The sequence below is a fragment of the Agrobacterium vaccinii genome, from assembly GCF_021310995.1.
GTDB lineage: Bacteria > Pseudomonadota > Alphaproteobacteria > Rhizobiales > Rhizobiaceae > Agrobacterium > Agrobacterium vaccinii.
The window spans coordinates 2,946,807-2,964,214 of sequence record NZ_CP054150.1; the positions used below are offsets into that span (position 1 = coordinate 2,946,807).

Here is a 17,408-nt window from a genome sequence, read left to right on the forward strand (position 1 = left end):
TTCCCTCATTCCTGTGCTCGTCACAGGAATCCCGCCAGCCCAAGTCCTTGGGCTGAAAAGATTCTTTCCGCCGCGCAGACGCGCGACTACTGGATTCCTGTGACAGGCACAGGAATGAGGGTGGTGGAGCGTTTCTAACGGTCTTCAAAATAAGGGCCTTAACATTTTGTCGCTGTTGTTTCCCGATGACGGCCCAACCCGTAACCGCTATAGAAACACGATGGAAACGGATGGAAAAAATCTGCGTCGCGGCTGGACGACCGGCGCTTGCGCGACGGCTGCGGCGAAAGCCGCCTGCACCGCGTTGCTGACCGGAGAGTTTCCATACCTTGTCGAGATCGAACTTCCAAGCGGCAAGCGTGTCGGCTTTTCGCTAGCCAACAGCCATCGCGGCGATGGCTTTGCCCGCGCAGGCGTCATCAAAGATGCAGGCGACGACCCTGACGTGACCCATGGCGCGCTGTTGGAAAGCACCGTGCGGCCCGGCAGACCGGGCACGGGCATTACCTTCAAGGCGGGCACGGGTGTAGGCACGGTGACCCGGCCCGGCCTTCCGCTGGCAGTCGGCGAGCCTGCCATCAACCCGGTGCCGCGCAAGATGATCGAAAAGGCCATCCACGAGGTCGCCGGAGACAATGCCGATTTCGAGGTGGAGATATCGGTGGAGGATGGCGAGAAGATCGCAGAGAAGACGCTAAATGGCAGATTGGGCATTCTCGGTGGCATTTCGATCCTCGGCACCACCGGCATCGTCATTCCCTTTTCCTGTTCCGCCTGGATTCACTCCATCTGGCGCGGCATAGACGTGGCCCGCGCCGAAAGCCTGACCCATATTCTCGGTGCCACCGGCAATGCCTCTGAAAAGGCAGGACAGGCCCTGCATGGCCTACCGGAAACGGCGCTGATCGACATGGGCGATTTCATCGGCGGCATGCTGAAATATCTGCGAACTCATCCGGTCGAAAAACTGACCATTGCCGGTGGTGTGGCCAAGATGACCAAGCTTGCCCAGGGTATGCTGGATGTTCACTCCAAGCGGGGCTTGGCGGATTTGGATGCGCTGGCGAAACTTGCGACGGAAGCGGGTGGCGATGAGGCTTTGGCCGACATCATTCGGCACGCCAACACGGTGGCGCATGCCTTCACCATGGCAGGCAGCGCAGGCATAGACCTCGGCAGCGTTGTAGCCGAGAAGGCGTGGGAAACAGCTGCCGACGCGCTCAACACGCCCGAAACGTCACTCGAAATTCTGGTCTTCGACCGGGATGGCGTGCTGAAGGGCCGCTCAGGCTTTGCGCCATCCCATCACGTCTCGGCTTTTCCTTCCGGCGAACGAAACCGCCGGACGTAATCCGTGCTGTAAAGCGCGCTTTCGCGGAAATCCTCTGAAGCCAAGCCTTTGCCGACGAAAATCAGCGCCGTGCGTTCCACAGGCTCTTCCGCGAGCTTGGCCTCGATATCGCCAAGCGTGCCGGTGATCACGCGCTCTTCCGGCCATGAGGCACGGACGACGATGACGACAGGGCAGTCAGCGCCATAAAGCGGCGTCAGTTCTTCGACCACCTGCGCAATGGCATGAATGGCAAGGTGGATGGCAAGCGTGGCGCCGGTGGCACCGAAAGCTCTCAAATTTTCACCCTCGGGCATTTTTGATGCTCGACCGGAAATACGGGTTAGGATGAGGCTTTGCGCCACTTCAGGCACCGTCAGTTCTTTTCTCAAACTGGCGGCGGCGGCGGCGAAGGAGGGAACGCCGGGGGTGACAGTGTAGTCGAGCCCGAGCCGCTCCAGTCTGCGGATTTGCTCACCCATAGCGCTCCATACAGAAAGATCGCCGGAATGCAGCCGCGCCACATCCTTGCCTTCACGCGCAGCAGCGACGAATTCAGCCTCGATCTCATCCAGCGAAAGGGCTGCGGTATCGATGATGCGTGCACCGGGTGGGCAATAGTCGATCAGGGCTTTCGGCACCAGAGAGCCCGCATAGAGGCAGACGGGGCAGGCGGCGATGAGATCGCGCCCGCGCACGGTGATCAGGTCTGCGGCACCGGGGCCAGCACCGATAAAATGAACCGTCATGGTTGGTCTCCTGACACGGCAATCGCAATGGTAATATCGCCCAGCACCGAACGCGGCGCGATGAGCTTTGAATTCGGGCCACAGGCGGCAAGCGCCGACGCTTCGCTGAGACTTGGGGAGCCGGAATGCTTCAGGCTGGTTTCAGAGCGCGTGACCGTGCGTTCGCCCGCAGCTTCGAAATCCGCCTGCGCTACCACGACGAAGGCCATGCCCAAACGTGTCGCTGCCTCCAGCAAACCCGGTTCATCGTCCTTGATCGGCGCTGTCGCGATGAAGTCGATCTTCACGTGATGGGCGAGGGCGACCTCGTGCAACGCGGCCATGATGGCATCTGCGCCAACGCCCTTGCGACATCCGATACCGGCAACGATCATGGCTTGACCCACGACCATTGCGTCACCGGCATCGATGGCCGCCAGCCCTGCATGGTGCCAACAGGCGACGCACGCGCCACCTCGAGCCGGATCAACGAACCACCAAGCCGGGCTTGTGCGGCAAGCAGAACCGCTTCCATTTCGAGCGTCACCGCATTTGCGACCAGCCGGCCACCGGATTTGAGCGCGGCAATGGCACCGTCCAGCACGCCGTCTTCACTGCCCCCACCACCGATGAAAATCGCATCCGGTGCTGGCAGGCCTTCGAAAGCATCCGGCGCTGTCCCGATCACCACCTCGAGACCCGGCACGCCGAAGGTCTCGGCGTTGCGACTGGCCCGTTCGGCACGCTCCGGGTGTTGCTCGATGGCGATGGCGCGGAGGGAAGGGTGCGCCAGCATCCATTCGATGCCGATCGAACCCGACCCGGCACCGATATCCCACAGCAATTCGCCATGACGTGGCGACAGGGATGAGAGCGTAACCGCGCGGATTTCCCGCTTGGTGATCTGGCCGTCATGTTCGAAAAGCGCGTCGTCCAGCCCCTGCGCATAGCTGAGCACGCGTGATGTCTCGTCGGCGATGACCTCGATGGCCAAAACATTGAGCGGGTCGATATCTTCGAAGGAAAAACGCTTTGCCTCTGCGCTGCGCACCCGCTGATGCGGTCCACCCAAGGCTTCTAGCAGCGTGAAACAGGAGCGCCCAAAACCTGCCTCCGACACGAGCGCTGCCAGCAGGGCAGGGGCGCTTTCATCCGACGTCAGCGCGATGAGCTTTGCGCCGGGGTGAAGATGCGGGCGAATGAGATCGATGGAGCGGCCATGCAACGACACGCAGGTCACATCCTGCAAGGCCCAGCCCAGCCGCGATGCGGCGAGCGAAAAGGCAGACGGGGCCGGGTAGGAGATAGTCTCCTCCGCTGCAATATGCCTCAACAGCGTTACACCGACGCCGTAATGGAAGGGATCGCCGGAGGCGAGCACGCAGACCTTGCGTCCCCGCAGCGCCACGACGTCGGTCATTGCGCTATCGAAGGGCGCAGGCCATGGCCGCGCGTCTCCACGAATAGCGTCTTTTGCCAGCGCCATATGCCGCTTGCCGCCGAAGACGAACTCGGCATTCTCGATGGCTGCGCGCGCAGCACTGCCCAGCCCCGATAGTCCGTCTTCGCCGATACCGACGATAGAAAGCCAGGGCGTTACCGTCTTTTCGGTGGATGAAGCGGGCAATCCCGCATATTCAGAGACCATGACACGCTCCATACTCATTCTTGGCGGCACGGCGGATGCCCGTATCCTGGCTGGCAAACTGGCTGATGAATCCGGCTACCGTATTTTGCTGTCCATGGCGGGCCGCACCCGTGATCCCGTGGCTCAGCCGGTGCCGATGCGCAGCGGTGGCTTTGGTGGCGCGAGGGGGCTGGCGCGTTTCATCGAGGACAATGCCTTCGATATGCTGGTCGATGCCACTCATCCATATGCCGCGCGCATTTCCGCCAATGCGGTCAAAGCCGCAGGTATGGCCAGGGTGCCGCTGGTTGCATTGGAGCGTCCGGCGTGGGTGAGGATGGCGGGAGACGATTGGCGCGAGGTGCCCGATGTCGACAGTGCCGTGACCGCTCTCGGACAGAAAAGGTGCAAGGCGTTTCTGGCCCTTGGTCGTCAGGAACTTCTGCCTTTCGAGGCGGCACCACAGCACCACTATCTCATTCGCAGCGTCGATCCCGTCGAGCCGCCGCTTATCGTGCCCGATGCGCGTTACATCACGGCCCGTGGCCCCTTTGCTCTCATTGATGAAATCGCCATGTTGCGCGACAATGGCATTGAGGCGGTGGTTTGCAAGAACTCCGGCGGGGCGGCGGCGTACGGCAAGATCGAGGCGGCACGGCAGTTGGGCATTCCCGTCATCATGATCGCACGTCCCGCGCATCCGTATGGTGATACGGTCGCCGATATCGACACTGCGCTCAGCGCCATCCGTCATCAGCTTTCCCTTTTGGACGAGCGTGGCGAATAGACGATCGGTGCTTGGCCATCGCGCTCGATCAACCGTGTCTCCACAGAACCGACGATGATACAGGTCGCCATATCGGCCATATCGCTCGCGGCTTGTCCCAGCGGCACCACGCGCATGCGCTCGTCGGCACGGCCTGCTGCGCGCCCGAAAATAACGGGCACGGTTTCAGGCAGATGGGCGCGCAGCACATCAAACGCCGTCGCCAGTTGGTGAGGCCGAGCCTTGCTGACGGGATTGTAGAAGGCCATGACAAATCCGGCCTCAGCCGCAGCAATCAATCTTTTTTCGATTAGGGACCATGGCTTGAGATTGTCAGACAGAGAAATAGCGCAGAAATCATGCCCCAGAGGCGCACCCGCACGTGCCGCCACCGCCAGCATGGCCGTGACGCCGGGAACGACGTGGAAGTCGATATCGCGCCATTCGACGGGGCCGTTCTCGATGGCCTCGCAGACGGCAGCGGCCATGGCGAACACACCGGGATCACCGCCAGAGACGACGCAGACCTTGCCACCGGAAGCCGCGATGGTCAGCGCAGCCTGCGCGCGGGAAAGCTCTTCGCGGTTGTCCGAGGCGTGACGGCGTTGATGGGCCCCAAGCGCCAGACGGTCGAGATAGGGAATATAGCCGAAGAAATCTTCCGCCTCACGCACTGCGGCGTGTGCTTCCGGCGTGATCTGGTCCGGGCTACCCGGCCCAAGCCCGACAACCGTCAACCGCCCGCTCATGCCGTTTCACCGACGGGTCGATCTTTCCAGCCGGGAACGAGGACCAGCGAGAAATAGGGCGCGGGCGATGCATCGCGTTCAATGAGCCTGATGGCATGGCCGTTTTCCATCGTACCGCGTTCGACGTAAAGCGCACTGTGCAACTTGCCCGCTCTTTCCAGAGCCCGGCAAATTTTCGGCAGGTTCCGCCCGACCTTCATGATGACGGCGCCATCGGTGCCGGACAGACGTTCGGTCAATGTTTCCTCGCCCAGCGTCCCCGGCAATACACTCAAGATGTCGTCGCCCTGCACGAGCGGCAGACCCGCCATGGACCAGCAACCGGACATGGCGGTGATACCGGCGACAACTTCTGCAGGGTAGGCAGGGGCCAGCCGCAGATGGAGGTGCATATAGGAGCCGTAAAACAGCGGATCCCCCTCCGATAGCACCGCGACGCTGCGCCCGGCATCCAGATGGACGGCGATATCACGAGCCGATTGATCAAAGAAGGCGGCGATGGCGCCTCTGTAATCGTCTCCATTCTTGTCGCTTTCGACGGTAACGGGGTAGACCAGCGGCATTTCCAGCGTGCCGGGGCGGATGAAGCTTTCGACGATGCCGCGCCCGTTGCCCTTGCTGCCCTTCTTGCAAAAGAAGGCAACGACATCAGCATTTTCAATGGCGCGCACCGCTTTCAGCGTGAGAAGCTCAGGATCGCCGGGACCTGTGCCGACGCCGATCAGCTTGCCCTTCAGCACCGGCTGCGCTGCTGGATCGAACAAGGCCGCACTCATAGTCCGGCCCTCGCAATGGCATTGATGGCAGCCGCAGTCATGGCAGAACCACCCAGGCGGCCCTTGACGATGGCATAGGGAATGCCGAGCGGACTTTCCTCCAGCGCATCCTTGGATTCCGCCGCGCCGACGAAACCAACCGGCATGCCGATAATGGCGGCGGGGCGGGGAGCGCCTCGCTCCAGCATTTCCAAGAGATAAAACAGCGCTGTCGGCGCATTGCCGATGGCAACGAGCGCGCCGTCCATCTGATCGACCCAGAGATCGAGTGCAGCGGCAGACCGGGTATTGCCGATCTGCTTTGCAAGGTCCGGCGTGCGCAGATCGCGCAGCGTGCAGATCACCGGATTGCCAGCGGGCAACCGCGCATGCGTGACCCCATGCGCCACCATATTGGCATCGCACAGGATCGGCTTGCCAGCCAGAAGCGCGCCACGTGCGGCATCCACGAAGTCAGGCGAAAAGCGGAAGTGCTGCGCGGCTTCCACCTGTCCACAGGCATGGATCATCCTGATAGCGATATCGGCCTGATCCGGCGTGAAAGCCGACAGGTCCGCCTCTTCGCGGATCATCGCAAAGGAGCGCTCATAGATCGCGTTGCCATCGCGGATATAGTCGTATTCAGTCATCTCGTATCCTGTCGGAGCGCCGCGACGATCCGCTCCTTGCCGAGACGGGCAAGCAGGGTGCGGGCATTTTCTCCGGGCTTATGTTCTTTTTCATATAATCGGGCAAGCCGCGAAAGCACCGCCTTGCGGTCGGCAAGCGGCAAAACCGCCTGCGGTGTGTCGGAAACGCGACCTGAATGGGTAAAGGCCAGCCCTTCAGACGAGCCCGCAAAGGCCAGCGTGGCAGGCGATGGATGCGCACAGCCCTTGCAGCAGCCTGAAAGATGCAGCGTGAACGAGCCATCCAGCAAGGACGCACAGTCTGTCGCTGCATGTTCCGCCAGGTCTCGCGTGGAGATAAACCCCGAAGCGCAGGCCGGTTTTCCAGCGCAGACGGCGATGGAAGAGCGCGGATCGTCGGCACCGGTCACAAAACCGGCGTCACGCGCATGATCGAGAAGAGCCCGGCATGCATCATCACTGCCGGTGAAAAACAGGGCATGTGCTGGCCCGGGCCGCAAACGCTGTAGTCCCAATATCGAAGCATGGCGGCAAAGGGCAGAGAGCACGTCTGCGCCGATTTGCCCGAAGGCGGGCGCAAGAACTGCTGCAAACACATCGTCCGAGAGGCGCATCAAACCATAGGGACGTGCGTCGTTATGAACGGTGGGGGTGCGGTTTTCCGCCTTCTCCCCGCCGGGGAGAAGGTCGCGGCAGCGGGATGAGGGGGCGAGGGTAAATGGATACGGAGAGTCGAGCAATCTACCCGCACACACGGCCCGTACCTGTTCAATATCCAGGTCACGACCGCGCGTACCAGAACCCCTTTCAGCAAGGCGCATCAGAAGATCGATCACACTATCAGCAGCATCTTCGGTCCGCAGCAACCCCGCCCGCAACGCCTTGTCTTCGGAACCACCCAACATGAGTTGCCAAAACACGTCATCGCCGACACGAGTGGCCTTCAACCGGATATCCGCAAGCAGATCACCCATGTCCACAAGACCACCGCCATCGACAATGACGGACATCTTTGCAGCCAACTTCTCATGCAGCTGAAGCGCATCCGCTCGCCCGCATATCCGGCTGACGATGTCGCGTGTATCGGCAAGTTCCGTTTGGTCGATCCCTGTCAGCGGCGATGTTTCCACCGTCAGCCCTTGCCGCAACGGCAGATGAAGAGCGAGAACATCGCGTTCCAGAGCCTTTGCACTTTCAGCCGTCAGGCCGCGAAATTGGAGCCCGCCGCGCGCGGTGATGTCGATCAGCCCGTTGCCGTACTCAATTGCGAGGGCGCACAGCGCCTCCAGATCAGAGGGCGAGATAGGATTCGTGAAGGCGATGCGCGATAAAAGCCCGTCACCCGTCTGCATCGGAGCCGACAGGGCAGGGCAAACGCCGCGGCGCGTGAAAGGCTGGACATCCACAGGGCCGAAAGCACTCATGCCTCTACCCTCGCGGATTTCGGCGCAATGAGCATTTCCAGCTCTGCATCCACGGCATTGCGGCGGCTGTGCCAGAGGCCGCGGCGGCGGGCAGAGAGAAAACGCTGCGCCATCACCTCTGCTGCCTGCGGGTTTTCTCGCAGAATGAAATCGCGGACGTTTTCATCGCCGAAATAGGCATCATACAGTGCTTCGATCAGGGAGGACGATACGGCGTGTGTGGTCTCTGCAAAGCCAATCAGCCTGTCCACCGTCTCGGCAAATTCCGCAGCGCCGCGCGGCCCATGCCGCATCTGCCCGGCAATGAAGCGCGGATTGATGGCGCGGGCGCGCACCACGCGGTTAACGGCCTGTGCAATGGAACGGGCGCGGGGACGCGCGGGATCTGTCGTATCGAGCGCCACGACATCGGCGGATTGCCCAAGGGCTGCCTTGGCTGCCGCAAAGCCGCCGATAAAGGCGACGTCTGACGAGCCGTCCAGCAGGTCGCGCCCGGGATCGTCCCCCGTGTGAACCAGAAGATCGGCCTTTTCCACCTGGCCTGAAAAGCTGGCATCAGCGGAAACACCAAGCCCATCCGCCCCGCCAAAAGCATGGCTTGCGGCATCCAGATAGATCTGGCCCAGCTCTTCGCGCTCATCCCAGCGCCCGTTCGCCAGCTTTTCCTCGATGCCAGCGCCATAGGTGCCGGGTGCCGAACCGAAAATGCGGGCGGGGATATGGCCGAGGCAGGCAGCCTCTTCGCCCAAGGGGTTATCGCCCGGTGATTCTTCACGGCGCGCAATGGCTTTTGCGGCAGCGTCGAGCAGAGCAATCAGCGCCGGAAACATATCGCGGAACAGGCCGGAAATGCGGAATGTCACATCCACGCGGGGCCGTCCCAAAGCCGCAGGCGGCAGCACTTCGATGCCGGTTACGCGGCCCGTGCCTTGATCATAGATCGGGCGAGCGCCCATCAAATGCAGCGCCTGGCCGACATCTTCGCCGCCATTGCGCAAAGATGCCGAACCCCAGAGGTCGAACACAATATTCTTCGGCCAATCGCCGTGGCTTTGCAGATGGTGCCGTAGGACTTCTTCACCCGCCATGCGGCCCAGCTCGAAAGCGGTCGGGGTCGGCATGGTGCGCGGGTCGGCAGCGTAAAGATTACGCCCCGTCGGCAACACGTCCAGCCGCCCGCGCGCTGGCGCACCAGATGGGCCGGGCGAAATATGCTGCCCATTGAGAGCAGCCAGCAAAGACGCTTTTTCCGCTAGCGCGCTGTCGCGCCTGAGGACATCAGGCTCATCGTCAGCGCAGCGGCCAAACACATGCTGGCCATCCTTGATCGCGAAATCCTTGAGATCGCAGAGAAACGCATCGATGCGTGACAGCGCCGTATCGGCATCGTCCTGCGTGTCGATACCGGCATCGGCTGCTAATCCCGTTTCCTGTGCCTTTTCGACGATCAGTTTGGCCAGACGGTCGCGGCGGCGACGGTCCAGCCCATCGGCCTGCGCATATTCATCGACAAGCTGTTCCAGCGCCATCTGCTCTGGCGAAAGCCCGGCATCGACCAACACAGGCGGAATGTGCCCGATGGTCACAGCCGCGATGCGCCGCTTCGCAACTGCGGCCTCCCCGGGATTGGAGACGATGAAGGGATAGATCACGGGCAGTGAGCCGGTGACGATTTCGGGGAAACAGGCTTGCGACAGCGCAACCGTCTTGCCGGGCAGCCATTCCAGCGTGCCATGAGCGCCGACGTGGATGATGGCATGCGCCCCGAGGCTCTGCCGCATCCAGGCCCCGAACGCGACCAGCGCATGCCGAGGCGGCAAGGCCGGGTCGTGATAATCCACCCGCCGATCTTCGTTCCGACCACGATCCGGCGCAAGAGCGACTGTTACGGAACCGAATCGAGCGGCGCGGAAATGGAAGACGCCCCCTGTCACAGCATCATCTGCCTCGGCATCACCCCATGTTTCACCCAAAGCCAGATTGGCGGCTTGGGGCAGGGCGCTGCGAAACGCTGAATACTCCGCCAGCCCGAAAGCAGCCGTCTCGCTTTCAACGCGGTCGAGCAAAGCCCGAGGCGTTTCGGGAATATCGCCCACCGCATAACCGGCATCGCGCAGATCGTGCAGCATCTCCAGAACACTCTGCGGCACATCGAGACCCACCGCATAACCGGTGCGACCCGGTGCGGCGCCCGGATAATCCGGCATAAGAATAACAAGCTGCCGCTCAGATGGATCTGCGTTTTTCAGCCGCAGAAAAGCAGAGATGCGTTCAGCGACCTGTTCGACGCGATCAGGTTCCGGACAATGCACCAGCCCGCGCCCACCTTCAGGGTCAGGCTGTTTGAAGGAGATCGCCCCGGCGAGAATACGACCGTCCAGCTCCGGCAACACCACATGCATGGCAAGATCGGACGGGTTGAGGCCGCGCATATTGTCCGCCCAGCCATCGCGGCGGGTGGTGGCCATGATCACCTGAAAGGTCGCGACACCCAACCGGTCGAACAGGCTCTTGCCATCGTCGTCCGAATGGCTGGCAAAGGCCGTGGCTGCAATCATCGCGGCTGGCTTCAAAGTGACAAGCGTGTCTTCCAGAAACCGGATAGCGTCTGCGTCTTTCAAACCGCTGACGAAGATCGGCAGCGGCGAAAATCCGCGTAAGTGCAAGGCGTCGTAAAGCGCATCGATGGGGGCGACGTCAGCCGCCATCATCATGGAACGGTAAAACAGTATAGGAACAAAGGGCATGCAGCCTTCACGGCCATCCAGCGCTGCCGGAAGGTCAACAACGCCTTCGCCAGGCTGATAAAACCCGCATTTGGGCAAAGGTTCAGCGACGACATCCGGCCAGGCGTCTTCCCGCGCAAACGCAGCAAGCAATCTCGCAACCCGCTCCATATTCTCCGGCCCGCCTTCGCGGAAGAAAGAGAGAATCGTGGACTGTGTCGGCAGATCGACAGTGGACGCGATTTCTAATTTTTCATCGCGTTCGCTGCATTCGCCGGGCAGAAGCACGAGCTTGATACCACGCCGACGCGCCATTCTCGACAACTCGTCCACGCCATAACGCCAACGATCGGCGCCGCCGAGAATCCGGATAAGGATCAGCTTGGCGTATTCCGCCGTCTTTTCGATCCACAGATCGACCGACATGGGATGGCGAAGTTCGGAGAGGTTGGCGGACACAAAGGACACTGAACCATCCGTGCTGCGTTGCCATCCGCGCTCCAGCCCGCCCAGATCGCTGGCCGAAAAAGACAGCACTACCACATCCGCCTGACCCTGATTGAGATCAACCGGCTCGATCAGGTCGTCCAGAGACGAGGATGTGGTGGCGAGGATGTGCATGGATCAGGCAGCCAGCATCCGCTCGATTTTCGCGCGGTCGAGACCTTTCTCACCGATAACGACCAAACGGCTGCGGCGCACCTCGCCTGCGGCCCAGGGACGGTCGAAGTAATGATTGACGCGCGAGCCGACCGCCTGCACCTGCAATCGCATCGGCTTCGCCGACACTTCGACAAAACCCTTGATGCGGAGCACGTTTTCCGACGCTGCCGTTTCCGAGATACGCGCGGCCAAGGCCTCGGCATCGGTGACGGCGTCCAGTTCCACCACGAAGCTATCGAACTCGTCGTGATCGTGATCTTCTTCTTCATCATGATGGGTGTGGCGGTTTTCAATATCCTCTTCCACCGCAAGGCCAAGACCGATCAGCACGGCAGGATCGACCACGCCATTGGACGCCACGACAATCTTGGCCGCCTTCGGCAGATGCGCATTGATATGCGCCTTGGCGCGCTCAAGACCCGCCGCATCCAGCAAATCGCCCTTGGTCAGAACGATGAGGTCTGCGCAGGCAATCTGGTCTTCAAAGACCTCTTCGACCGGATCATCGTGATCAAGCGCCTCGTCGTTTTGGCGCTGAGCGGCCAGCGCTTCCAGATCATGCGACACCATGCCTTCGGCAAGCGCGACACCATCGGCCACGGCCACCACCGCATCCACCGTCACCCGGCTTTTGATTGCGGGCCACTGGAAGGCCTGTACGAGTGGCTTCGGCAGAGCGAGACCCGAGGTCTCGATCAGAATATGCTCGACGCGTGGCTCGCGGCTCAGAATCTGCTCGATGGCGGGCTGGAAATCATCCGCCACCGTGCAGCAGATGCAGCCATTGGCTAGTTCAACGATGTTTTCTTCCGGGCAGCTTTCAATGCCGCAACCTTTGAGGATATCGCCATCAATGCCGACATCGCCAAACTCGTTGACGATGATGGCCAGCCGCTTGCCCTCGAGCTTTTCCAGAAGGCCGCGCAGAAGCGTGGTTTTGCCCGCGCCCAGAAAGCCGGTGATGATGGTGCAGGGAACGCGGTTGAGCGTGGTCATTATGTCTCCTCGGTAAAATTCAAAGGGGGAATGCGGGCAACAAGGCCACGCTTTAAACTGTCGGGCCGTCCGCGCCATGGCATCAGGCCATCGGGTGCTGAAGACAACAGGCGCGCGCCGACCAGCAAGTCGGCAGCGTCGTCTTCGCTCAACGATCCGAACATGTAGGACCAGCCATCGGCGCTGCGCACCGCGGCACTCAAGCCACGCTTGCAATTGGCAAGGCAGTTGACGCTGCGTACATCGACACCTTCAGCCTGACCGAGTGCAACAGCAGCCTGCGCAAGGGTCGCACCGGGGCGAGGGTCCGCGTTCGGATCGGCTTCCGACCGGCAACTGCGGCAAACGTAAACCACGACGCCGGGCGCGGTGTCACGGTCCGTCTTTTCATTCAGGCTTGATGATGTCGATGTCATATCCAAGGGTATGGTTTCCGCGCCTTTGCAATGGTCTCGGGGTGCGGATATCGAAAACGGCATGCGGATCAACGCAACGCCATCGTTCGAACAACCGACTGACCGGAGCACCCCGCCCGGCAGACGTTTTTCCTGAAACGGCAGGTCTCCTGGCTTGCGGCTTCGACACCCTTGCGCCGCCTTCCCGGACTCATTCGTCCAGTGGCTTTCGGCGCGGGCTCACCGCTTACAGTTGCGGGGGCAGCCACGGGTTGGTTCGCACACGCGAATGGCACCGTGTTCCCTCTTAGCTTTTCCCGTTGCCGGAAAAAGACCGTCAGTCCTTAACCCTTATGCCCTGCGGTGCTTTTGTGTCAATGCCGCCGTGTCATTGCCGTGGAACACGTTTTGGCTATAGTCGCCGCTTTGAAAAAGCATGACACCCGGAAGGATGAGCCACAATGACCCGTGACATCAGCGACAGCGAGGCCGAGCGTCACCGCGCCAAAATGGTCAACCGCAAGGCGGTGCAGGATGCCGAAGTCTCGGAAAAGACCATCGAAAAAGGTCTGCTGATGATCAACACCGGCCCGGGCAAGGGTAAATCCACCGCAGCTTTCGGTCTGGCCCTGCGCATGCTCGGCACCGGCAGACGCGTCGGCATCGTCCAGTTTATCAAGGGCGCATGGTCCACCGGCGAGCAGGGGGCGTTGGCCCTGTTCGGAGATCGCGTCGAATGGCGTACCATGGGCGAAGGTTTCACGTGGGACACTCAGGATCTGAAACGCGATGTCGCTGCTGCGACCAAGGCGTGGGAAGAGGCAAAGACGCTGATGGCCGATGAAACCATTGGTCTTGTAGTGCTGGATGAGCTCAACATCGCACTGCGTTATGATTATTTGCCGCTGGAAGAGGTGGTCGAAACCCTGCAGAACCGCCGCGATGGCTTGCACGTCATCGTCACCGGTCGCAACGCCAAACAGCTGCTGATCGACGCCGCCGATATGGTGACGGAGATGACGCTTGTGAAACACCACTTCAAGGCGGGCGTCAAAGCGCAGTCCGGCATCGAGTATTAATCCATGACAGCGCGCGTTTTGATGTTTCAAGGCACCGGCTCCGATGTCGGCAAGTCGCTGATGGTGGCGGGGATGGCGCGCGCTTTTGTTCGTCGCGGTCTGTCCGTCATGCCGTTCAAGCCACAAAACATGTCCAACAATGCCGCCGTCACCGCCGATGGTGGTGAGATCGGCAGGGCGCAAGCGTTGCAAGCGCGGGCGGCGGGCGTACCGCTTTCCGTCCACATGAACCCGGTGTTGCTCAAACCCCAGAGCGAAACGGGCGCGCAGGTGGTGGTGCAGGGCAAGGTCATCGGCAATGCCAAAGCCGCTGATTACCAGCACATGAAAGCCGGGCTGATGCCACGCGTGCTGGAAAGCTTCGAGCATCTGAAAACCATGGCCAATCTCGTTCTGGTGGAGGGCGCGGGCAGTGCTTCAGAAGTCAATCTCCGTGCCAATGACATCGCGAATATGGGCTTTGCCCGCGCAGCCAATGCGCCTGTGATCCTGATCGGCGATATCGACCGGGGCGGCGTGATCGCCAGCCTTGTCGGCACGAAGACGGTTCTGGATACGTACGATGCGGCGATGATCGAAGGCTTCATCGTCAATCGCTTCAGAGGCGATCCAAACCTGTTCGATGACGGCATGCGGATTATTTCGGACAAGACTGGCTGGAACCCGATTGGCCTCTTGCCGCATTTTGCCGATGCAAGCCGCCTGCCGGCTGAGGATGCTTTAGGGTTGAGTGGAGCTGGCGAAAGAAAGCGCGACGCGAAAATTCGGATCGCTGTACCGATCCTGCCGCATATCTCCAACTTCGATGATCTCGACCCGTTGGATGCCGAGCCGGATGTCGAGCTTATCCGCGTGCGCCAGGGAGACGTCATCCCGGCAGATTGTGCGCTGGTGCTGCTGTGCGGTTCCAAGTCCACCATTGCTGATCTGACGGCGCTCAAAAATGCCGGGCTCGACGTGGATATCAAAGCACATGTGCGGCGTGGAGGCTATGTGCTTGGCCTGTGCGGCGGCTATCAGATGCTCGGGAAAAGCGTGGCTGATCCGGACGGCATCGAAGGTGCTCCCACCGCGATTGAAGGGCTTGGCTTGCTCGACGTGGATACCGTGCTGACGGGTGACAAACGGCTCGTCTCCGTGACCGGGCAGAGCTTTGATCAAATCCCCTTCTCCGGCTATGAAATGCATGTGGGCGTCACTTGTGGACTGGATGATAAGCGACCGTTTTCCACAATCGGCAACCACACAGAAGGCGCGATGTCACCGAATGGCCGCGTGTTTGGCACTTATATCCATGGCTTGTTTGCCGATGACCACCAACGCAGCGGATGGCTAAAACGGCTGGGTGGGGAAAACTCGACACTCAATTACGAGGAACAGGTGGATGCGGTTCTCGACCGCCTGGCCGACCATATGGAGCGCCATCTCGATCTCGATGCCCTCTTGGCTATAGCGCGATAGCTAAGGCCAATATGCCGAACAGTGCAATCAACATGGCATCTGCAATGCGTGCGAGCTTCAGTGCCCGGTGAATATCGGCAGCGGTCAAATCCCGACGTCCGCCTTCACCCATGAACCGTGCTTCGATCATCTGCCCGCCATAGGAGCGTGGACCGGCCAGCGCAAAACCCAGCGCACCCGCCATCGCCGCTTCCGGCCACCCGGCATTGGGCGAACGGTGATGGCGCGCATCGCGGAAAATCGCCTGCAAGCCCTGACGAGGCGAGGCACCTTTTACAAAAAACGCAGCCAGAACGAACAAGAGGGCGGTGAGACGGGAGGCGGGAAGATTGACCAGATCATCTAGCCTTGCGGAGGCCCAGCCGAAGGCTTCATGGCGAGGAGAACGATGGCCGATCATGCTGTCCGCCGTGTTGATCGCCTTGTAACCGGCACCACCGGGCAGCCCAAGAAGCCCGAGCCAAAGCGAGGGTGCGACAATGCCATCGGAGAAATTTTCTGCCAGACTTTCAATCGCCGCCCGACAGACAGCGGCTTCATCCAGCGTTTCGGGATCACGGCCGACGATCATCGACACCGCCTTTCGACCACCCTCAATACCGTCACGTTTCAAAGCCTCCGCCACCGCCTGGACATGCTGCTCTAGGCTTTTCTGCGCTGGAAGCGATGCGCCAAGCACTGCAACTATCAGCAATCCGAGAGGAAGCCATAAAAGTGACGACTGCAATACAAAGGCAATCAACACCGTCAAGCCCAGAAAAACGGACAGAGCCGACACACCCAGGCCCTTGCGACGCGAAAATGAGTCGCCCTCCCGGTTCCATTTTCTGTCCAAGAGCGCGATAAGCGAACCCATCCAGGTTACGGGGTGGCCGATGCGTTTGAACAGCCAGTCGGGATAGCCAACAAGGCGTTCGATCAGCAGGGACAGGAAAGCGAGAGCGAAGAACATGGGCGAGAGGGTACCAGACAAAGCGCAACCGGCGATCCGCCATGGTGGCAATCTGGGACGGGCGCGCCAGCTTTTTCCTAGGGCACCCGAACCGTGGATCGACCTTTCCACCGGGATCAACCCGCACTCCTACCCGCATTCGCCCATTCCCGCCAGCGCCTTTGCCCGTTTGCCGGAACCGGGTGCCTTGGAAACGCTGAAAGAGGTCGCAGCAGCAGCTTTCGGCGCACCTTCGGAGGCGCACATCGTGGCGGCGCCGGGAACGCAAATGCTGATGCCGCTGCTTGCGGAGATTGCTGTCAGGCGAGGCGTCACAAGCTGCGGCGTTCTCTCCCCTGCCTATGCCGAACACGCCCGCACCGCCCGCATGGCAGGGCTTCCCGTAACGGAGGTATCACATATCGAGGCCTTAACCGTTTTCGATTATGCCGTCGTCATCAACCCCAATAATCCCGATGGACAGGTGCTGGAACGCTTGGAACTGCTGGCCTCAGCTGATGCCATGCGCAAAAAAGGCGGGCTGCTTGTGGTGGATGAGGCCTTCATCGAAACGGGCGATGCGGAAAGCATTGCCGACGCGACGACCTCACACAACCTTGTTGTCCTGCGCTCCTTCGGCAAGTTCTATGGCATGGCAGGCGTGCGCCTCGGCTTCGCCGTGGCCCATCCCGATACCGCCGGAGACCTCGAATCAAGGCTGGGACCGTGGGCGGTCTCGGGTCCTGCGCTGCATATCGCAACCGAAGCGCTGACAGATACGGCCTGGAGCGTGGCGATGCGACTCCGGCTAAAAGAAGATTCAAGGCGGCTGAATGATCTCTTGGGCGCAGCCGGTCTTTCGATTGTCGGGGGAACGTCCCTGTTCACTTTGGTCAGAGATGAACGAGTGCCGACCTTATTCACCCATTTAATGGACAACGGCATTCTCACGCGCAGTTTCGATGAAAGGCCAGCCGATCTCCGCTTTGGCCTGCCGGGCAACGAAGCGGAGTGGACAAGATTGGAAGCGGCCTTAGCTAGCTTTTAAGACCCGATCACCACCCTCTCCGTCATGCTCGGGCCTGTCCCAAGCATCTACGAACGTCTCATCCGCAGGAGCGTGATGAG

General features: G+C 60.9%; 16 protein-coding genes and 1 riboswitch. Of the genes, 5 read left to right on the forward strand and 11 right to left on the reverse strand.

What is annotated here, in order from left to right:
* Nucleotides 1-220: 220 nt before the first annotated feature.
* Nucleotides 221-1,351 carry a cobalt-precorrin-5B (C(1))-methyltransferase gene (locus HRR99_RS14300; RefSeq protein WP_233122197.1) on the forward strand — a complete coding sequence of 377 codons (1,131 nt, stop codon included), beginning with the start codon at nucleotides 221-223 and terminating at the stop codon, nucleotides 1,349-1,351.
* On the opposite strand, the gene cobM is transcribed toward HRR99_RS14300, so the two are convergent.
* Genes cobM through cbiE form a run of 3 tightly spaced genes read right to left on the reverse strand, consistent with a single transcriptional unit; the run spans nucleotide 1,306 to nucleotide 3,706 of the window.
* Nucleotides 1,306-2,079: a precorrin-4 C(11)-methyltransferase gene (cobM, locus tag HRR99_RS14305; RefSeq protein ID WP_233122198.1), complete on the reverse strand. Its 774-nt coding sequence runs from the start codon at nucleotides 2,077-2,079 to the stop codon at nucleotides 1,306-1,308. The genes HRR99_RS14300 and cobM overlap by 46 nt on opposite strands.
* On the reverse strand, nucleotides 2,076-2,471 hold the full coding sequence (locus HRR99_RS14310; protein ID WP_233122199.1) for a cobalamin biosynthesis protein: 396 nt from the start codon (nucleotides 2,469-2,471) through the stop codon (nucleotides 2,076-2,078). The genes cobM and HRR99_RS14310 overlap by 4 nt, the downstream gene beginning before the upstream one ends.
* Entirely contained in the window at nucleotides 2,450-3,706 is a 1,257-nt protein-coding gene (gene cbiE / locus HRR99_RS14315; protein WP_233122200.1) for a precorrin-6y C5,15-methyltransferase (decarboxylating) subunit CbiE, read from the reverse strand. Before cbiE ends, HRR99_RS14310 begins: the two co-directional genes overlap by 22 nt.
* Between cbiE and HRR99_RS14320 the strand changes: the two genes are divergently transcribed.
* Nucleotides 3,705-4,472 (forward strand): cobalt-precorrin-6A reductase, encoded by a 768-nt coding sequence (locus HRR99_RS14320; protein ID WP_233122201.1) that lies wholly within the window; start codon nucleotides 3,705-3,707, stop codon nucleotides 4,470-4,472. The two genes, cbiE and HRR99_RS14320, sit on opposite strands and share 2 nt — an antisense overlap.
* Here the strand turns inward: HRR99_RS14320 and HRR99_RS14325 are convergent.
* The 7 genes from HRR99_RS14325 to HRR99_RS14355 are packed head-to-tail and all read right to left on the reverse strand — an operon-like array spanning nucleotide 4,439 to nucleotide 12,830.
* Nucleotides 4,439-5,200: a precorrin-3B C(17)-methyltransferase gene (locus tag HRR99_RS14325; RefSeq protein WP_233122202.1), complete on the reverse strand. Its 762-nt coding sequence runs from the start codon at nucleotides 5,198-5,200 to the stop codon at nucleotides 4,439-4,441. The two genes, HRR99_RS14320 and HRR99_RS14325, sit on opposite strands and share 34 nt — an antisense overlap.
* Nucleotides 5,197-5,976: a precorrin-2 C(20)-methyltransferase gene (locus tag HRR99_RS14330; protein ID WP_233122203.1), complete on the reverse strand. Its 780-nt coding sequence runs from the start codon at nucleotides 5,974-5,976 to the stop codon at nucleotides 5,197-5,199. The genes HRR99_RS14325 and HRR99_RS14330 overlap by 4 nt, the downstream gene beginning before the upstream one ends.
* Nucleotides 5,973-6,605 (reverse strand): precorrin-8X methylmutase, encoded by a 633-nt coding sequence (locus HRR99_RS14335; RefSeq protein WP_233122204.1) that lies wholly within the window; start codon nucleotides 6,603-6,605, stop codon nucleotides 5,973-5,975. Before HRR99_RS14335 ends, HRR99_RS14330 begins: the two co-directional genes overlap by 4 nt.
* Nucleotides 6,602-8,029 (reverse strand): precorrin-3B synthase, encoded by a 1,428-nt coding sequence (cobG, locus tag HRR99_RS14340; protein ID WP_233122205.1) that lies wholly within the window; start codon nucleotides 8,027-8,029, stop codon nucleotides 6,602-6,604. The genes HRR99_RS14335 and cobG overlap by 4 nt, the downstream gene beginning before the upstream one ends.
* Nucleotides 8,026-11,376 carry a cobaltochelatase subunit CobN gene (gene cobN, locus HRR99_RS14345; RefSeq protein WP_233122206.1) on the reverse strand — a complete coding sequence of 1,117 codons (3,351 nt, stop codon included), beginning with the start codon at nucleotides 11,374-11,376 and terminating at the stop codon, nucleotides 8,026-8,028. Before cobN ends, cobG begins: the two co-directional genes overlap by 4 nt.
* A gap of 3 nt (nucleotides 11,377-11,379) precedes the next feature.
* On the reverse strand, nucleotides 11,380-12,417 hold the full coding sequence (gene cobW / locus HRR99_RS14350) for a cobalamin biosynthesis protein CobW (protein ID WP_112501153.1): 1,038 nt from the start codon (nucleotides 12,415-12,417) through the stop codon (nucleotides 11,380-11,382).
* Nucleotides 12,414-12,830: a DUF1636 family protein gene (locus HRR99_RS14355; RefSeq protein WP_233122207.1), complete on the reverse strand. Its 417-nt coding sequence runs from the start codon at nucleotides 12,828-12,830 to the stop codon at nucleotides 12,414-12,416. The genes cobW and HRR99_RS14355 overlap by 4 nt, the downstream gene beginning before the upstream one ends.
* Before the next feature lie 122 nt (nucleotides 12,831-12,952).
* Nucleotides 12,953-13,163: riboswitch (cobalamin riboswitch) on the reverse strand.
* A gap of 107 nt (nucleotides 13,164-13,270) precedes the next feature.
* Here HRR99_RS14355 and cobO point away from each other — a divergent pair.
* Together cobO and HRR99_RS14365 are read left to right on the forward strand one after the other, a co-directional pair.
* Nucleotides 13,271-13,888, forward strand: coding sequence for a cob(I)yrinic acid a,c-diamide adenosyltransferase (cobO, locus tag HRR99_RS14360; protein ID WP_233122208.1), 618 nt, complete (start codon nucleotides 13,271-13,273; stop codon nucleotides 13,886-13,888).
* 3 nt (nucleotides 13,889-13,891) lie between these two features.
* The gene (locus HRR99_RS14365; RefSeq protein WP_233122209.1) at nucleotides 13,892-15,349 is read left to right on the forward strand and encodes a cobyric acid synthase; all 1,458 of its coding nucleotides are present in this window, start codon (nucleotides 13,892-13,894) and stop codon (nucleotides 15,347-15,349) included.
* Here the strand turns inward: HRR99_RS14365 and cbiB are convergent.
* Nucleotides 15,336-16,301, reverse strand: a complete 966-nt coding sequence (gene cbiB / locus HRR99_RS14370) for an adenosylcobinamide-phosphate synthase CbiB (RefSeq protein WP_233122210.1) — start codon at nucleotides 16,299-16,301, stop codon at nucleotides 15,336-15,338. The two genes, HRR99_RS14365 and cbiB, sit on opposite strands and share 14 nt — an antisense overlap.
* On the opposite strand from cbiB, the gene cobD reads away from it, so the two are divergent.
* Nucleotides 16,300-17,328, forward strand: a complete 1,029-nt coding sequence (gene cobD / locus HRR99_RS14375; protein ID WP_233122211.1) for a threonine-phosphate decarboxylase CobD — start codon at nucleotides 16,300-16,302, stop codon at nucleotides 17,326-17,328. The genes cbiB and cobD overlap by 2 nt on opposite strands.
* Nucleotides 17,329-17,408 lie beyond the last annotated feature (80 nt).

Excerpts from the sequence above, each read along its gene's own strand:
- HRR99_RS14300 (WP_233122197.1), top strand. The coding sequence starts at position 221 with ATGGAAACGGATGGAAAAAATCTGCGTCGCGGCTGGACGACCGGCGCT.
- cobM (WP_233122198.1), bottom strand. The coding sequence starts at position 2,079 with ATGACGGTTCATTTTATCGGTGCTGGCCCCGGTGCCGCAGACCTGATC.
- HRR99_RS14310 (WP_233122199.1), bottom strand. The coding sequence starts at position 2,471 with ATGGTCGTGGGTCAAGCCATGATCGTTGCCGGTATCGGATGTCGCAAG.
- HRR99_RS14320 (WP_233122201.1), top strand. The coding sequence starts at position 3,705 with ATGACACGCTCCATACTCATTCTTGGCGGCACGGCGGATGCCCGTATC.
- cbiE (WP_233122200.1), bottom strand. The coding sequence starts at position 3,706 with ATGGTCTCTGAATATGCGGGATTGCCCGCTTCATCCACCGAAAAGACG.
- HRR99_RS14325 (WP_233122202.1), bottom strand. The coding sequence starts at position 5,200 with ATGAGCGGGCGGTTGACGGTTGTCGGGCTTGGGCCGGGTAGCCCGGAC.
- HRR99_RS14330 (WP_233122203.1), bottom strand. The coding sequence starts at position 5,976 with ATGAGTGCGGCCTTGTTCGATCCAGCAGCGCAGCCGGTGCTGAAGGGC.
- HRR99_RS14335 (WP_233122204.1), bottom strand. The coding sequence starts at position 6,605 with ATGACTGAATACGACTATATCCGCGATGGCAACGCGATCTATGAGCGC.
- cobG (WP_233122205.1), bottom strand. The coding sequence starts at position 8,029 with ATGAGTGCTTTCGGCCCTGTGGATGTCCAGCCTTTCACGCGCCGCGGC.
- cobN (WP_233122206.1), bottom strand. The coding sequence starts at position 11,376 with ATGCACATCCTCGCCACCACATCCTCGTCTCTGGACGACCTGATCGAG.
- HRR99_RS14355 (WP_233122207.1), bottom strand. The coding sequence starts at position 12,830 with ATGACATCGACATCATCAAGCCTGAATGAAAAGACGGACCGTGACACC.
- cobO (WP_233122208.1), top strand. The coding sequence starts at position 13,271 with ATGACCCGTGACATCAGCGACAGCGAGGCCGAGCGTCACCGCGCCAAA.
- HRR99_RS14365 (WP_233122209.1), top strand. The coding sequence starts at position 13,892 with ATGACAGCGCGCGTTTTGATGTTTCAAGGCACCGGCTCCGATGTCGGC.
- cobD (WP_233122211.1), top strand. The coding sequence starts at position 16,300 with ATGGGCGAGAGGGTACCAGACAAAGCGCAACCGGCGATCCGCCATGGT.
- cbiB (WP_233122210.1), bottom strand. The coding sequence starts at position 16,301 with ATGTTCTTCGCTCTCGCTTTCCTGTCCCTGCTGATCGAACGCCTTGTT.